The sequence below is a fragment of the Streptomyces sp. NPDC001663 genome (genome assembly GCF_042893105.1).
Lineage (GTDB): Bacteria > Actinomycetota > Actinomycetes > Streptomycetales > Streptomycetaceae > Streptomyces.
Genome location: NZ_JBIAUR010000009.1, coordinates 75,733 through 90,231, shown reverse-complemented (window position 1 = coordinate 90,231; position 14,499 = coordinate 75,733). Strand labels below are relative to the sequence as shown.

General features: G+C 70.5%; 13 protein-coding genes. 8 read left to right on the top strand and 5 right to left on the bottom strand.

The window, feature by feature from the left end; genetic code table 11:
- Nucleotides 1-228 precede the first annotated feature (228 nt).
- A complete protein-coding gene (locus ACFY1L_RS28135; protein ID WP_388830110.1) occupies nucleotides 229-1,743 on the bottom strand; it encodes a hypothetical protein in 1,515 nt (504 codons plus the stop codon).
- A gap of 160 nt (nucleotides 1,744-1,903) precedes the next feature.
- Here ACFY1L_RS28135 and ACFY1L_RS28130 point away from each other — a divergent pair, with 160 nt between their 5' ends.
- The gene (locus tag ACFY1L_RS28130; protein WP_388830107.1) at nucleotides 1,904-2,215 is read left to right on the top strand and encodes an Imm53 family immunity protein; all 312 of its coding nucleotides are present in this window, start codon (nucleotides 1,904-1,906) and stop codon (nucleotides 2,213-2,215) included.
- Between the two features lie 34 nt (nucleotides 2,216-2,249).
- Here the strand turns inward: ACFY1L_RS28130 and ACFY1L_RS28125 are convergent, their stop codons facing one another.
- Both ACFY1L_RS28125 and ACFY1L_RS28120 read right to left on the bottom strand, forming a co-directional pair.
- Entirely contained in the window at nucleotides 2,250-4,169 is a 1,920-nt protein-coding gene (locus ACFY1L_RS28125) for a sulfatase (RefSeq protein ID WP_388830104.1), read from the bottom strand.
- Nucleotides 4,170-4,346: 177 nt separating this feature from the next.
- Nucleotides 4,347-5,957 (bottom strand): acyl-CoA synthetase, encoded by a 1,611-nt coding sequence (locus ACFY1L_RS28120; RefSeq protein WP_388830101.1) that lies wholly within the window; start codon nucleotides 5,955-5,957, stop codon nucleotides 4,347-4,349.
- Nucleotides 5,958-6,133: 176 nt separating this feature from the next.
- Here ACFY1L_RS28120 and ACFY1L_RS28115 point away from each other — a divergent pair, with 176 nt between their 5' ends.
- Genes ACFY1L_RS28115 through ACFY1L_RS28105 form a run of 3 tightly spaced genes read left to right on the top strand, consistent with a single transcriptional unit; the run spans nucleotide 6,134 to nucleotide 8,964 of the window.
- Nucleotides 6,134-6,934 carry a crotonase/enoyl-CoA hydratase family protein gene (locus tag ACFY1L_RS28115; RefSeq protein ID WP_388830098.1) on the top strand — a complete coding sequence of 267 codons (801 nt, stop codon included), beginning with the start codon at nucleotides 6,134-6,136 and terminating at the stop codon, nucleotides 6,932-6,934.
- Nucleotides 6,935-6,967: 33 nt separating this feature from the next.
- On the top strand, nucleotides 6,968-7,909 hold the full coding sequence (locus ACFY1L_RS28110; RefSeq protein WP_388830095.1) for a Zn-ribbon domain-containing OB-fold protein: 942 nt from the start codon (nucleotides 6,968-6,970) through the stop codon (nucleotides 7,907-7,909).
- The gene (locus tag ACFY1L_RS28105) at nucleotides 7,906-8,964 is read left to right on the top strand and encodes a thiolase domain-containing protein (RefSeq protein WP_388830093.1); all 1,059 of its coding nucleotides are present in this window, start codon (nucleotides 7,906-7,908) and stop codon (nucleotides 8,962-8,964) included. Before ACFY1L_RS28110 ends, ACFY1L_RS28105 begins: the two co-directional genes overlap by 4 nt.
- 13 nt (nucleotides 8,965-8,977) lie before the next feature.
- Here the strand turns inward: ACFY1L_RS28105 and ACFY1L_RS28100 are convergent, their stop codons facing one another.
- Complete coding sequence (locus ACFY1L_RS28100; RefSeq protein ID WP_388830090.1) at nucleotides 8,978-10,186, bottom strand: RNA-guided endonuclease InsQ/TnpB family protein; 1,209 nt, start codon at nucleotides 10,184-10,186, stop codon at nucleotides 8,978-8,980.
- Between the two features lie 161 nt (nucleotides 10,187-10,347).
- Here ACFY1L_RS28100 and ACFY1L_RS28095 point away from each other — a divergent pair, with 161 nt between their 5' ends.
- The 3 genes from ACFY1L_RS28095 to ACFY1L_RS28085 all read left to right on the top strand — a co-directional run bounded on the left by ACFY1L_RS28095 (nucleotide 10,348) and on the right by ACFY1L_RS28085 (nucleotide 12,888).
- Nucleotides 10,348-11,514, top strand: coding sequence for a thiolase domain-containing protein (locus ACFY1L_RS28095; RefSeq protein WP_388830087.1), 1,167 nt, complete (start codon nucleotides 10,348-10,350; stop codon nucleotides 11,512-11,514).
- A gap of 93 nt (nucleotides 11,515-11,607) precedes the next feature.
- A complete protein-coding gene (locus ACFY1L_RS28090) occupies nucleotides 11,608-11,850 on the top strand; it encodes a DUF397 domain-containing protein (protein WP_030927201.1) in 243 nt (80 codons plus the stop codon).
- Nucleotides 11,851-11,982: 132 nt separating this feature from the next.
- Nucleotides 11,983-12,888, top strand: coding sequence for a universal stress protein (locus ACFY1L_RS28085; RefSeq protein WP_388830084.1), 906 nt, complete (start codon nucleotides 11,983-11,985; stop codon nucleotides 12,886-12,888).
- A 206-nt stretch (nucleotides 12,889-13,094) separates the two neighbouring features.
- Here the strand turns inward: ACFY1L_RS28085 and ACFY1L_RS28080 are convergent, their stop codons facing one another.
- The gene (locus ACFY1L_RS28080; protein ID WP_388830081.1) at nucleotides 13,095-13,748 is read right to left on the bottom strand and encodes a pyridoxal 5'-phosphate synthase; all 654 of its coding nucleotides are present in this window, start codon (nucleotides 13,746-13,748) and stop codon (nucleotides 13,095-13,097) included.
- Nucleotides 13,749-13,800: 52 nt separating this feature from the next.
- Between ACFY1L_RS28080 and ACFY1L_RS28075 the strand changes: the two genes are divergently transcribed.
- Nucleotides 13,801-14,400 carry a CGNR zinc finger domain-containing protein gene (locus tag ACFY1L_RS28075; protein ID WP_388830078.1) on the top strand — a complete coding sequence of 200 codons (600 nt, stop codon included), beginning with the start codon at nucleotides 13,801-13,803 and terminating at the stop codon, nucleotides 14,398-14,400.
- Nucleotides 14,401-14,499 lie beyond the last annotated feature (99 nt).

Here is a 14,499-nt window from a genome sequence, read left to right as displayed (position 1 = left end):
GCTCCCAGGTGAAGTTGCCCGTCGGCCATGACGGAAAACTCACGTTTCGCGGGGTTCGAAGCGGGCGGCGGGCCATCAGGGCGATCATCGCAAGGTAGATCATGGCGGCAGAGCGGGCCGGGAGGGCTTCGTAGTCGCGGGCCAGGCGGCGGTGGTACACACCACCGCCGGCTCTCCGTAGAAGACGGCCAATGCACCCTGCACTGGTTCTGACACCCGGACGACGTGTCAGTTCCCACCGCGGGACCGTCGGGAGAGCGCCAGGGCCATACCACCAGCCAGCAGCAGCGCGCCGGCCGCCCAGGCGATCCAGCCGCCGCCGAATCCGGTGTCGGCCAGCGGTCCGGACCCTGCGGAAGGGCCGCCCGAAACGGAGCCGGACGCTCCGGCCGCGGAGCCGCCCTGCGCCAGCCGCAGGGTCAGCGCCGCGCTGTCGTTGGAGGCGTCGGGGTCGAGCCCCTTCATGACCTCCAGCGTGCGGACCTGGCCCGTGGAGACGGCCGGGGTACGGGGGCCGATGGCGACGGTGAACGACAGGACGTGTCTGTCCCCCGGGGCGGGGTCGTGGAAGGTGCACTGGTAGGAGGACCGGCCCATCCGGGGGCCGGGGTCCGACCCGTCGTCCGTGGGCGGCGGCTGGCAGTTGTCCGGGATCTTGGTGGCCTTCGTGCCCGGCGGCAGCTTGACGAGGACCGGGAGGAAGGCGTCTTCGTCGAGGAGGTCCTGCACCACCGCCGGCCCCCGGTCGATCACCGTGGCGTGCAGCGTGGCGTGACCGCCGCGCCGCCCGGTGGCGGTGTCTCCGGTGACGGCGAAGTCGGCGTGGTTGACGCTGTCGACGTAGGTGGTGAAGTACCGGTCGGTGTTCCCGTCGGACGGCATCGCACCCTTGGGGACCAGGGTCAGCGGGGTCCCGGGGCCGTTCGCCGGGGCGGCGCTGGTCAGCGGGGTGAACTGGTAGAAGATCTTGTCGCGCAGGGCCTCGTCGCCGACCTTGACGCGCAGCGGCGACGACAACGCGTACTGCCGGCCGGGCTCCACCGGGGTGGGGAAGTCGCACAGGGTCTCGTGCACGATGTGCCCCCCGCGGCCGCTCGCGGACACGTCGCGGCAGTTGGACCAGGAGCCCTGGAGGTGCAGCCCGGCGGTGGTGTCGATCAGCAGCTCCACCCCCTTGGCCGCAGGGAGTTGGCCGTTGTTCCACACGTCGAGCGGAAAGCTCAGCGTGTCGCCCGGCACCGCGTTCAGGTGCTCGGCGGACGCGCTCACCTTCAGCTGCGTCTTGCCGTTGGTCAGGGTGAGGTGGTCGCCGGTGACGGTGGCGTCCGACGCCGTGCCGGAGACGGTCACGGTGCCGCTGCTGCCGACGGCCGCACCGGGCTTCGGAACCAGCGTGATGACGTGGTAGTCCGAGGTGGCGGACGCCAGGTCCAGCGTGCAGAGGTTGCCGTTGCAGTGCTCCGACGGTTCCGGCTCGGCGAAGTCGGCCACTCCGGACAGGTCGACGGTCAGGTGGACGTGGTGTGCCGTGCCCCCGCCGGCAACCTTCCACCGGTAGACCATGTACACGCTCGCCGGCTCCGTCCCGATGAAGAGCTCGTGCTCGGTGAACCGGACCGTCATCTCTCGTGCGGCGTCCGCCGTGTCGGCGCGGGCCGGACCCGTGCTGAACGCCCCTGCCACCAGCGCCACCGCGCCCGCCGCCGCCGTCGCGACCGCGCGTACCCGTGATCGTCTTGCCATCCGACCGAAACCTTCCCCGCGCGCCGGGAGGGTCCCGGCCCGCCGTGCTTCACAGGTGTGACCCGCGAGGTGCGGAAATGGTTGCGGCCAGCCGGGCTCAGGTGTCCGCGCTGCCGGGCACGATGTGACGTGGTCCAGGAGGCCGGACACGGATGATCACATGACGGACCGGGAGTACCCCCGGCAGCGGGTCACTCGGGGTGAGCACGACTGGGTGATGGCCTGGACGTCCGAGAGGACCTTTCACATTGCGTGTGGGCCAGGCAACCTGACCGAGGCGCTCTCGATGTTCCGTACCTGGGCGTTTGAAGACGTCGCCCGCACATCCAACCGTCACGACCACCAACCCGGCGAACCTACGCGGTCACAGCACTGGCCGGCTGATGGGGATGGAGTCCCTTCGGGCCCGGTGAAGACGCTCACCGTCACTGCGACCCTAGGGACGCCGTCCCGCACGAGCGCGTCCTGCTAGGCCGTCCGATGACTTCGGACCGCGTCGGCCGAGATCACCCGGACTGCGGACCGTACGCCGTCATGAAGCGGTCCCGGAACTTGTTCATGGTCCACTCCGGGGCGTTGCCAGCCGGCTTGATCCCCTCGGTCCAGCCCCAGTCGGACACACGGTCCAGCACCTTCGGGTCGCGGGCGACGATCGTGACCGGCACGTCCCTGTTGGCGCTGCCCCCGGTGACCGTCGGGACGGGCTGGTGGTCGCCGAGGAAGACGAGGACGGTGTTGTCGTCGCCGTAGCGCTGCATCCACTGGGTCAGGCTGTCCAGGGAGTACTGGATGGCCTTGCGGTACTCGGTGCGCACGCGCTTCGCGCTCTTCCAGACCTGCGTGGGGTTCGTGCCCTCCTTCTTGATCTTGTAGAAGACCTTGCCGTCCCCGAGGTCCTTCCAGTCGATCATGTGGGCGATGGGGGACCAGGGGTTGTGGCTGGAGGCCAGGATGATCTCCGCCATGATCGGGTCGCGGTTCTTCTTGCTGTGCTCCAGCTTCTGGAAGGCCTCCAGGCTGAACTGGTCCGGCACCGGCGTCCAGCTGAAGTACGGACCCTGGTAGCCGAGGTGCGTCGAGTCGTAGATGTGGTCGAGGCCGAAGTACTTGCCCTCGGGCCAGGCCTTGCGCACGCCCGGGACGATGCCGACCGTGCGCCAGGCGCCGGTCTTCTGGAAGTAGCTGGTGAGGGTCGCGCGGTCGCTGGTGGTGAGGGTCCGGTACCGCTGCTGGTTCTTGATCCACAGGCCGGACAGGAACGTCGAGTGGGCGAGCCAGCTGCCTGCGCCGGTGACGGGGGACTTGAGCCAGCCGCTGCGCGCCGCGAAGCCGGCCGACTTGAGCCTGGCGTTGCCTTCCTGGAGCGTCTTGTCGATCTCCGGTGCCATCGACGGATCGTCGATCGCCACCCGGCCGTAGCTCTCGATGAAGGTGAACATCACGTCCTTGCCGCGCAGTCCGGTCAGCAGCTGGTCGGACGGGGTCTTGGCGAAGGCGTCGACGGCCATCTGCTTCTTGAAGACGTCGGCGTCACCGAGGCCGTCGCGGACGTACTGCACACGGTTGGCCAGGTACTGGGCGTAGCCCTTGGTGGCGATCGTGACACCGCCGAACTGCACACCCATGGTGAAGCAGACGATCCACGCGGTGGCGAGGACCAGCGTGGTGCGTACGGCCATGGGGCGGTGCAGGGCCATCACGTCCGCCAGCCGCATCATCGCGAGCGCGCTGAGCACGAGCACGAGGATGAGCAGGACGATCGCCCCGACGATCGCGAGCACCTCGCCCGAGCGCCCGAACGAGTCCTTCACCCAGTCCGCCCCGTCGCTCAGCAGAACCCAGTCGAAGACCAGGTCGAACGGCCGGGCCAGGGTCTGGCGGAAGCCCATGTCGAGGCACTTCAGGACGGCCGACAGCCCGAGGAAGGCCCCCAGGGCGACGGCCGTGATCCGCCGTGCCTTGGACGGCAGTACGAGGAGGACCGCCGCGAGGAAGATCGCTTCCACGGGGAGGCGGAGGAAGGACCGGACAGTGATCCAGTCGAGGCGGTTGGGCACGAGGAGCACGACGAGCACCAGCGCACCGGCCAGCACACTCGTGCCCACCCGCACGGCACGGGCGGTGCGGGGGTAACGACGGCGCCAGCCGAACCAGCCGGGGCGGCTTGCGGCAGGTTCGGGTGCAGCCTCGGCGCTCGGAGGCGCCGACTCTTCGGAGATCTCGGAAGCCTCGGAAGCGCCGCCCGCCTCCGTAACCTCCTCAGCCTCAGCAGCCTCCGCATCCGCAGCCTCGGCCGCTCCGCCGTCGATCACCGGCTCCGCCGGTCCGCCCGGTTTTGCCGCCGTGTCCTTCCCCGGCCCGTCGGTATCAGGGTCGACGGCCGTGTCGGCGTCCGGCAGTTGACGATGGGGCGTGAGGTGCGACACCCGTAGGTCCTTCCGTGCGAAGCGCGCTGATGGCACGGCGAACCGGACCCGCCGGGCCGGGCCGCCAACCTCGCGTACGGCCCTACGTCACCCTCCGTTCAAACACCCGGGTCAACCGCGCGCAAAGAGTACGCCCGTCGCCCCCGGCGGGCCCACCTGCGAGTCGCTGCCTCCCGCCTACCGGTCCGCCGCGACGGCCACCTCCCGGGCCCACCGGTAGTCCGCCTTGCCGCTGGGCGACCGCCGTATCGTCTCCGCGATCACCAGCTGCCGGGGGATCTTGTAACCGGCGAGATGCGTACGGCAGTAGGACTGCACGTCCTCCAGCGAAGGCCGTGGCGCGCCCTCCCGCAGTTGTACGACCGCCGCCACATGGTTGCCCCACTTCGTGTCCGGCACCCCGGCCACCAGCGCGTCGTACACGTCCGGATGGGACTTCAGCGCCTGCTCGACCTCCTCCGGATACACCTTCTCCCCGCCCGTGTTGATGCACTGCGAGCCCCGGCCCAGGACCGTGACCACGCCCTCCTCGTCCACGGTCGCCATGTCGCCGAGCAGCACCCACCGCTCGCCGTCCTTCTCGAAGAAGGTCTCGGCGGTCTTCTTCGGGTCGTTGTAGTAGCCGAGCGGGACGTGACCGCACTGCGCGACCCGGCCCACCTCGCCCACGGCGACCGGTTCGTGGGTGGCCGGGTCGACCACCTGCGTACGGGAGTTGACGCGGATGCGGAAGCTCTGCCCGGCGCCGGAGTCGGCCGTCGCCGTGCCGTTGAAGCCGGACTCGGACGAGCCGTAGTTGTTGAGCAGCATCGCGTTCGGGACCAGCTCCTGGAACTGTCGGCGCACCGTCTCCGACAGCACTGCGCCGGACGAGGACACACTGAAGACGGACGAGCAGTCCGTGCCCTTCATGGGCCCGCCCAGCGCGTCGATCAGCGGCCGCAGCATCGCGTCGCCGACCAGCGAGATGCTGGTGACCTTCTCCTTCTCGATCGTCCGCAGCACCTCCTCGGGCACGAACTTGCGGTGGATCACGACCCGTTGCCCGAAGTTGAAGCCGATGAAGGAGGTGAGCGTCGAAGTGCCGTGCATCAGCGGGGGAGTGGGGAAGAAGGTGATCCCGGAGCCGCCGGCCGCGACCCGCTCGGCCAGCTCCTGCGGCTTCTTGACCGGCTCACCGGTCGGCGCGCCCCCGCCGAGCCCCGAGAAGAACAGGTCCTCCTGGCGCCACATCACGCCCTTGGGCATCCCGGTGGTGCCGCCGGTGTAGATGATGAACTGGTCGTCGCCCGACCGCGCCGGGAACCCGCGTTCCGGCGACCCGCCCGCCTCGGCCTGCGCGAACGGCACGGCGGCAACCCCGTCCTTTGCCCCGCCCACCCGCACCAGATGCCGCAGTTTCGGACACTGTGGCAGCGCCGCCGCCACCCGCCCGTCGAACTCCGCGTCGAAGACCAGCGCCACCAGATCGGCGTCCCGGTACAGGTACACCAACTCGTCTTCTACGTACCGGTAGTTGACGTTGACGGGGACGACCCGTGCCTTCAGGCACCCGAACACCGTCTGCAGGTACTCGATCCCGTTGTAGAGGTGCAGCCCGAGGTGTTCCCCGGGGCGTATCCCGGCGTCGATCAGATGGTGGGCGATGCGGTTCGCCGCCACGTCCAACTCCGCGTACGTCAGACGGCGTTCCGCGCCCGTGCCCGGGTGGTCGAGGTACACCAGGGCCTCGCGGTCCGGCACCACGTCGACGATCGACTCGAACAGATCGGCAAGGTTGTACTCCACCGCTCCTCCTGACCCCGGGCGTGCCTGGCAGTTGCCGGTTCGCCGGTCATCAGAGCAAAGGGGGCGACAACTGTGAAGGGTCCGCGCGAAGAAATCTGACTGACTGTCAGAAAACCCTTGAAGTGACTCCCCTCCTACTGCAACCTGTTCTCGTTCTTTCAGAGGGGAGATAGGTGATGGGTGGGACCGAACACCTCACCGTGCAGCGCGAAGGCGCCACACTGGTGCTCACGCTCAACAGGCCCGACGCCAAGAACGCGCTCTCGCTGTCCATGCTCGTCGGCCTGTACGACGGCTGGATCGAGGCCGACGAGGACGACGCGGTCCGCTCGATCGTGCTGACCGGTGCCGGCGGCGCATTCTGCGCCGGCATGGACCTCAAGGCCCTCGCCGGCAAGGGCATGGAGGGCGAGCACTACCGGGACCGCCTCAAGGCCGACCCGGACCTGCACTGGAAGGCGATGCTGCGCCACCACCGCCCCCGCAAACCGGTGATCGCCGCCGTCGAGGGGTACTGCGTGGCCGGCGGCACCGAGATCCTCCAAGGCACCGACATCCGCGTCGCGGCCGAGTCGGCGACCTTCGGCCTCTTCGAGGTCAAACGCGGACTGTTCCCCATCGGCGGCTCCACGGTCCGCCTGCAGCGCCAGATCCCACGCACCCACGCCCTGGAGATGCTGCTCACCGGCCGCCCCTACACCGCCCGCGAGGCCGCCGACATCGGCCTCGTCGGCCATGTCGTCCCCGACGGCACCGCGCTCGCCAAGGCCCTGGAGATCGCCGAACAGATCAACGCCTGCGGCCCGTTGGCGGTCGAGGCCGTTAAGGCATCCGTCTACGAGACCGCCGAGATGACGGAGACGGATGGCCTCGCCTCCGAACTCAAGCGCGGCTGGCCCGTCTTCGACACCGCCGACGCCAAGGAGGGCGCCCGCGCCTTCGCGGAGAAGCGACCGCCCGTCTACAAGCGCGCCTGAACCCCACAGGCTTGGCGTCCAAAGGAGATCGGCATGCCCGAAGTCCTCAAAGCCCCCCTCGCCGTCGAGTTCCCCTTCACCCGCTCCCTCGGCCCCGTCCAGAGCGCCTTCCTGACCGGGCTGCGCGAGCGCGTCGTCCTCGGGGTGAAGACCGTCGACGGCCGCACGCTCGTCCCACCCGTCGAGTACGACCCCGTCACCGCCGACGAGCTGCGCGACCTCGTCGAGGTCGCCCCCACCGGCACGGTCACCACCTGGGCCTGGAACCACGAACCCCGCCGCGGCCAGCCCCTCGACACCCCCTGCGCCTGGGTCCTGGTCCGCCTCGACGGCGCCGACACCGCCCTCCTGCACGCCCTCGACGCGCCCGGCCCCGACGCCGTGCACACCGGCATGCGCGTCCGAGTCCGCTGGGCACAGGAACGCAAGGGCGCCATCACCGACATCGCCTGCTTCGAGCCGTACGACGGCGAAGCAGCACAACTGACGGGCCACACCGGCGAGTTCGAAGACGCGATCACCGGCATCGTCGCCGCCGCCCGCCTCGACTACACCTACTCGCCGGGCCGCGCCCAGACCGCCTACATCCACGCCCTCTCCGACCGGCGCACCGTCGGCGAACGCTGCCCGTCCTGCCGCAAGGTGTACGTCCCGCCCAGGGGCGCCTGCCCCACATGTGGCGTCGCCACGTCGGAACAGGTCGAAGTGGGTCCGCGCGGCACGGTCACCACCTACTGCATCGTCAACATCAAGGCGAAGAACCTCGACATCGAAGTCCCGTACGTCTACGCCCACATAGCCCTCGACGGCGCCGACCTCGCGCTGCACGGCCGTATCGGCGGCATCCCCTACGACCAGGTGCGCATGGGACTGCGCGTGGAACCGGTGTGGACGGAAGGGGCCCGCTACCCCGACCACTACCGCCCCACCGGCGAACCCGACGCGGAGTACGACACCTACAAGGAGCTGCTGTGACGCGTGAGATCCGTGAGATCGCGGTCGTCGCCTTCGCCCAGACCGACCACCGTCGCACCAGCGCGGAGCTCTCCGAGGTGGAGCTGCTGATGCCGGTGCTGCACGACGTCCTCGCCCAAACCGGCCTCAAGACCGCCGACATCGGCTTCACCTGCTCCGGCTCCAGCGACTACCTCGCCGGCCGCGCCTTCTCCTTCACCCTCGCCCTCGACGGCGTCGGCGCCTGGCCGCCGATCTCCGAGTCGCACGTCGAGATGGACGGCGCCTGGGCCCTGTACGAGGCGTGGACCAAACTCCTCACCGGCGACGCGGACACCGCCCTCGTCTACTCCTACGGCAAGTCCTCACCGGGCTCCGTACGCGACGTCCTGACCCGCCAGCTCGACCCCTACTACGTGGCCCCCCTGTGGCCCGACTCCGTCGCCCTGGCCGCCCTCCAGGCACAGGCGCTCATCGACGCGGGCGACACCGACGAGCCCGCGCTCGCCGCCGTCGCCGCCCGCAGTCGCGCGGACGCCGCCGCCAACTCCCACGCCCAGCTGCGGGGTTCGGTACCGCAGGGCGACTATCTCGTACGGCCCCTGCGCACCGGCGACTGTCCGCCCATCGGCGACGGTGCCGCCGCCGTGGTCCTCGCGGCGGGGGAGCGGGCCCGGGAACTGTGCGGGCGGCCCGCCTGGATCCGCGGCATCGACCACCGCATCGAGGCCCACAGCCTGGGCGTCCGTGACCTCACCGACTCGCCCTCCACCCGTCAGGCCGCCGAACGGGCCGGAGCCTTCGAACAGCCCGTCGACACCGCCGAGTTGCACGCACCCTTCACCTCGCAGGAGGTCGTGCTGCGCAAGGCACTGCGGCTCGGCGACAGCGTTCGCGTCAATCCGTCCGGCGGGGCCCTCGCCGCCAACCCGATCATGGCCGCCGGGCTCATCCGCATCGGAGAGGCGGCCGCCGCCATCCACCGCGGCGAGTCCGACCGGGCGCTCGCCCACGCCACCTCCGGGCCCTGTCTGCAACAGAACCTGGTCGCCGTACTCGAAGGGGATCCCCGTTGACGTCTTCCCCCGCCTAGAGGCGGGGGATTCCAGCGGTCGCCCGCTGGGTTTCCTGCTTCACCGACGACCGCCCCGTCCGGGAGGACTCCCGTTGAGGTCTTACACCGTCTCCACAGGCAGACGCCGCCAGCCCGGCGGCCAGGATGTTGCGTGCCGCGTTCACGTCGCGGTCATGCACCGCGCCGCAGTCACACGTCCACTCGCGGACGTTCAGCGGCAGCTTCCCGCGCACCGTCCCGCAGGTTCCACACAGCTTCGAGCTGGGAAACCACCGGTCGATCACGACGAGTTCGCGCCCGTACCAGGCGCACTTGTACTCCAACATGGAGCGCAATTCCGTCCAGGCCGCATCCGAGATGGCGCGTGCGAGCTTGCCGTTGTTCAGCAGGTTGCGGACGCTCAGGTCCTCGATCACCACCACTTGGTTCTCGTGGACGATGCGCGAGGTCAGTTTGTGCAGGAAGTCGCGGCGCCGGTCGGCGATCCGCGCATGAATTTTGGCGACGCGACGCCGCGCTTTTTCCCGGTTCGCCGAGCCCTTCACCTTCCGCGACAGCTCACGCTGCGCGCGGGCCAGGCGGGCGCGGTCACCCCGCTCGTGCCGCGGGTTGGTGACCTTCTCCCCGGTGGACAAGGTCACCAGGGAGGTGACCCCGGCGTCGATGCCGACCGCGTTCGTGGTGGCGGGGGCTGGGGTGATGGTGTCCTCGACGAGCAGCGAGACGAACCAGCGGCCGGCCGCGTCGCGGGACACGGTCACCGTGGTCGGCTCCACACCTTCGGGCAGCGGACGCGACCAGCGGATGTCCAACGGCTCCGTCATCTTGGCCAGCGACAGGTGCCCATCGCGCCACGTGAAGGCGCTGCGGGTGTACTCGGCCGACGCGCTCGACTTCTTCCGGCTCTTGTAGCGCGGGTACCGCGCCCGCTTGGCGAAGAAGTTGGCGAACGCCGTCTGAAGGTGACGCAGCGCCTGTTGGAGCGGGACGGAGGACACCTCCGCCAGGAAGGCGAGTTCCTCGGTCTTCTTCCATTCCGTGAGTGCGGCGGACGACTGCACGTAGGAGATGCGGCGCTGCTCGCCGTACCAGGCCCGGGTGCGTTCCTCCAGCGCCTTGTTGTAGACGAGGCGGACGCAGCCGAACGTGCGCGACAGCTCAGCCGCCTGCTCGTTCGTGGGGTAAAAGCGGTACTTGAACGCCCGCTTGACCTGCCGCGACATGGCTCACATTCCATCAGCTCCCATGTGAGTAGAGGATGGTGGCCGATGGCCGGAGACCGCTGGTCCGCCTTGACGGCGAACCAGCTCTTCCTGCCCTTCTCCGCAGGAGCTTCGTTTCCTCCCCGGCCCGAAGGTCGGCGTATCCACGAAGGAAGGCCCCGATGAGCAAGGAGCCCGTGGCCGTCGTAGGGATCGGCCAGACCAAGCACGTGGCGGCCCGGCGGGACGTGTCGATCGCGGGGCTTGTGCGCGAGGCGGCCAGGCGGGCTCTTGAAGACGCCGAGTTGACATGGGCCGACATCGACGCCGTCGTCATCGGCAAGGCGCCCGACTTCTTCGAGGGCGTGATGATGCCCGAGCTGTATCTCGCCGACGCGCTCGGCGCGGTGGGCAAGCCGATGCTGCGCGTGCACACGGCCGGTTCGGTCGGCGGCTCGACTGCGCTCGTCGCTGCCAACCTGGTCGCGGCCCGCGTGCACGGCACCGTCCTGACGCTGGCCTTCGAGAAGCAGTCCGAGTCCAACGCCATGTGGGGCCTGTCCCTGCCGATCCCCTTCCAGCAGCCGCTGCTCGCCGGGGCGGGCGGCTTCTTCGCGCCGCACGTGCGCGCGTACATGCGACGCAGCGGCGCGCCCGACACCGTCGGCTCCCTGGTGGCGTACAAGGACCGGCGCAACGCGCTCAAGAACCCATACGCCCACCTCCACGAGCACGACATCACCCTGGAGAAGGTCCAGGCCTCGCCGATGCTGTGGGACCCGATCCGTTACTCGGAGACCTGCCCGTCCTCGGACGGTGCCTGCGCGATGGTGCTGACCGACCGGGCGGGCGCGGCCCGTGCGCCGCGGCCGCCGGCCTGGATGCTCGGCGGCGCGATGCGCAGCGAGCCCACCCTCTTCGCGGGAAAGGACGCCGTGTCGCCGCAGGCCGGGAAGGACTGTGCCGCGGACGTGTACCGGCAGGCCGGGATCGCCGACCCGCGCCGCGACATCGACGCGGTCGAGATGTACGTGCCGTTCTCCTGGTACGAGCCCATGTGGCTGGAGAACCTCGGCTTCGCCGACGAGGGCGAGGGGTGGAAACTCACCGAGGCCGGGGTCACCGAGCTGGACGGTGACCTGCCCGTCAACATGTCGGGCGGTGTCCTGTCGACCAATCCCATCGGCGCCTCCGGCATGATCCGCTTCGCGGAGGCGGCGCTGCAGGCGCGCGGGCAGGCCGGAGAGCACCAGGTGGAAGGGGCCAGGCGGGTCCTCGGGCACGCCTATGGCGGCGGATCGCAGTTCTTCTCCATGTGGCTCGTGGGGAGCGAACCCCCGGACTCTTGAAAGTCTCCGGAAAGGTCCCCCTCACGTGGCCTGTTGGCATCAGAAACCGATCGCTAGGCTGGCCGCGGACGACGAATCGGGAGGAGCACGGACGTGGCCGAGAGCACCATCCAGCAGCACCCGCTTGCGGGCTGGGACAAGCCTGAGCTGGACCTCAGCACCGCCGATTGGCACTCGAGCAGCCGTGGCCTGGGGGATGTCCAGATCGCCTTTGTCGAGGGATTCATCGCGATGCGCAACAGCGGCCGCCCGGAAAGCCCTTCCTTGATCTTCACGCCCGCGGAATGGGGCGCGTTCGTGTCGGGGGCGCGGGAAGGAGAGTTCGACCTGACCTGATCCGGCGGGCGATCCGGGGGGTTGTTCCACCCGTCTTTCCGGACACACGACCTTCAGCGCCCTTCCCGGGCCGATGGCTGAGCGAGGCTGGCCCCGGGAAGGGAAGGTCGTGTTCCGGAGATGAGGAAGCCCATGAGCAGCACCCTGCCGGTCCTCGCGGCGGTCGACGGTTCGGACGACAGCCTGCGCGCCCTGGACTGGGCCCTCGACGACGCCCGCAGACGCGGGGCGCCGCTGCGGGTGGTCCACGTACGGCAGTACGCCGCGTGGGCGCAGCCCGGCGTGCTGGTCGCCGGGCCGCCGGAGCCTGCTGCGGATCCGGTGCTCGAACAGGTGCGCGAGTATCTGGCGGGCCGTGCCGACCGGCGGGTCCTGGAGTACCTGGGCGCGGAGGGCACACCGGGCGCCGTGCTGCCCGAACTGGGCTCCACCGCACGGCTGTTGGTGCTCGGCTCCCGCGGCCGCGGCGGATTCGCGAGCCTGCTGCTCGGTTCCAACGGCCTGGCCGCCGCCCGTGACGCCGAGTGCCCCGTCGTCGTGGTGCCCCGGCCCGGACGGCAGGTGCACGGCGACGCACCGGTCGAGCCCGGCCCGCGCGTGGTCGTCGGACTGCAGGTGGACAGCCCCGACGAGGCGACCCTCGCCTTCGCGTTCACCGAGGCAGCACTGCGCGGAGCCCGCCTCCAGGCGATCGCCGCCTACACATGGCCGTTCCAGAGCTGGGCGGCCCCCGGCGAGCTCGTCCCGTCGATGGTCGACCAGCGCGCCGTGGAGAACGAGACCTGGGCCCTGGCGGAGGGCTTCCTCGCCCCGCACCGCAAGAACCACCCCGAGATCCGGGCCGACGCCTACGCGATGCCGGGCGACGCGGCCGGGCTGCTGGTCGCGGCCTCCAGGGACGCCGACCTGGTCGTGGTGGGCCGGCATCGGCGCCGTCTGCTGGCCCCCGCCCGCATGATGGGCTCGGTCACCCACGCGGTGCTGCTGCACGCGGCGGCACCGGTGGCGGTGATTCCGCCCGCGCCGGGGGAGGAGTAGGGCCTGGGGCGACCGCCGGATCAGAGGCCCGGGTGCCAGAGTCGCCGGGGCGGCGAGAGCCGCCCGGCGGGACAGCCGCAATGGCCCGCGGTCAGAACCGCAGCGGTGCCGGGTCCGGTGCCGTCGTTGAAGTCGCACCCGGTGGGGACGGTCGTAGCCGCGATGCGCGCGCCCGACCTCGTGACGGCCGCGGCAGCCGGGCCGGCTCACGGCCACAGCAGCTGCTTGTGCCAGCCCGCCTCCTCGCGCAGGTAGACGAGCCGCGTGTGCCGGCGCTCCTTGTCGCCCTGCCAGAACTCGACCGACTCGGGCCGTACGGAGTGCAGCGTCCAGCCGGGCGCGACCAGGCCGGGCTCGGCCTCCAGCCGGACCAGGGACTCCCTGACCGCCGCGTCCCGCTCGGCGAGGTCCGCGAGCGGCTGCGACTGGCGGCCGAGCAGCGACTCCGCGCGGGCACCGATGCCTCGCGCCAGGAAGTCGGCGGCGCTGTCCGCGGCGGGCGCCGCGACGACGGGACCCCGCACCCGGACCTGGCGCGCCAGCTGCGGCCAGTAGAAGGTGAGGGCGGCGAAGGGGTGCTCGGCGAGGTCACGGCCCTTGGTGCTGCCGCTGTCCGAGGCGAACTGCCAGCCGTCGGGCCCCACGCCCTTGAGGATCAGCGTGCGTGCCGTCGGATTCCCGTCCGCGCCCGCCGTGGAGAGCGTCATCGCGTGCGGCTCGCGCACACCTGCCTCGACCGCCACGATCAGCCACTCGGTGAACAACTCCACCGGAGTCCCCGGCGTGGCAAGCGGATCGAAGGCAGGCAGCTGCCCGGCGAAGACCTCGAGACCGCGCAGCAGCTCGCGCAGATCCTCCATGAACCCTCCCCCTCAGGCGCTAATGGATGAACTCGAACCTATCATTAGCTGCATGCCGGAACTGCTGACCAGGGACGCCCGCCTCGCCCTGGACCTCGCCCTCACCATCCGCCACGACGGACACGGCGGCGTCGCCGACGACCTGACCGACCCCGCCGGGCTCACCGCCTGGGTCCGCGCCCACCCCGAGGCCCTGCCGGACACCACCGGCTTCGTCGCCGACGACGCGCACCTGGCAGCCGTACGGGATCTGCGCGCCGCCGTCCGTGCCCTCTTCGCCCGCGCCGTACGCCCCGCCGCACCCAGCCCCGCCGACGCCGCCCGCCTCCTGCCCGCGTCCGAAGCCGTCGCCCGCCTCAACGCCGCGGCCGCCCGCACCCCGACCGTCCCCGTGCTGCACTGGGCCGACGACGCCGAACCCGTCGTACACAGAAAGGCAGTTGAAGGCGCGGACGAACTCTCCGCGGCCCTCGCACACGCTGCGATCGCCTTCCTCGCGAGCCCCGACCGGCAGCGGCTGCGCGCCTGCCACGCGCCGCGCTGTGTGCGCTACTTCCTCAAGGAGCACCCGCGCCAGGAGTGGTGCAAGCCCTCCTGCGGCAACCGCGCGCGCGTCGCCCGGCACCACGAACGGCACCGGAACATCGCCTGAATCGACTCCGGTCAGTAATGGTCGAACCGGGTCGCGCGACCCTCGCGAGGCGTACGCTGAGGTGCTTGTAGGTCACGGTGTGCGCCCGCTCCCCGCGCG

What these genes read in the sequence shown, in the direction of transcription:
- ACFY1L_RS28135 (WP_388830110.1), bottom strand. Translation starts at nt 1,743, where the DNA reads ATGGCAAGACGATCACGGGTACGCGCGGTCGCGACGGCGGCGGCGGGC.
- ACFY1L_RS28130 (WP_388830107.1), top strand. Translation starts at nt 1,904, where the DNA reads ATGACGGACCGGGAGTACCCCCGGCAGCGGGTCACTCGGGGTGAGCAC.
- ACFY1L_RS28115 (WP_388830098.1), top strand. Translation starts at nt 6,134, where the DNA reads ATGGGTGGGACCGAACACCTCACCGTGCAGCGCGAAGGCGCCACACTG.
- ACFY1L_RS28110 (WP_388830095.1), top strand. Translation starts at nt 6,968, where the DNA reads ATGCCCGAAGTCCTCAAAGCCCCCCTCGCCGTCGAGTTCCCCTTCACC.
- ACFY1L_RS28100 (WP_388830090.1), bottom strand. Translation starts at nt 10,186, where the DNA reads ATGTCGCGGCAGGTCAAGCGGGCGTTCAAGTACCGCTTTTACCCCACG.
- ACFY1L_RS28095 (WP_388830087.1), top strand. Translation starts at nt 10,348, where the DNA reads ATGAGCAAGGAGCCCGTGGCCGTCGTAGGGATCGGCCAGACCAAGCAC.
- ACFY1L_RS28085 (WP_388830084.1), top strand. Translation starts at nt 11,983, where the DNA reads ATGAGCAGCACCCTGCCGGTCCTCGCGGCGGTCGACGGTTCGGACGAC.
- ACFY1L_RS28080 (WP_388830081.1), bottom strand. Translation starts at nt 13,748, where the DNA reads ATGGAGGATCTGCGCGAGCTGCTGCGCGGTCTCGAGGTCTTCGCCGGG.
- ACFY1L_RS28075 (WP_388830078.1), top strand. Translation starts at nt 13,801, where the DNA reads ATGCCGGAACTGCTGACCAGGGACGCCCGCCTCGCCCTGGACCTCGCC.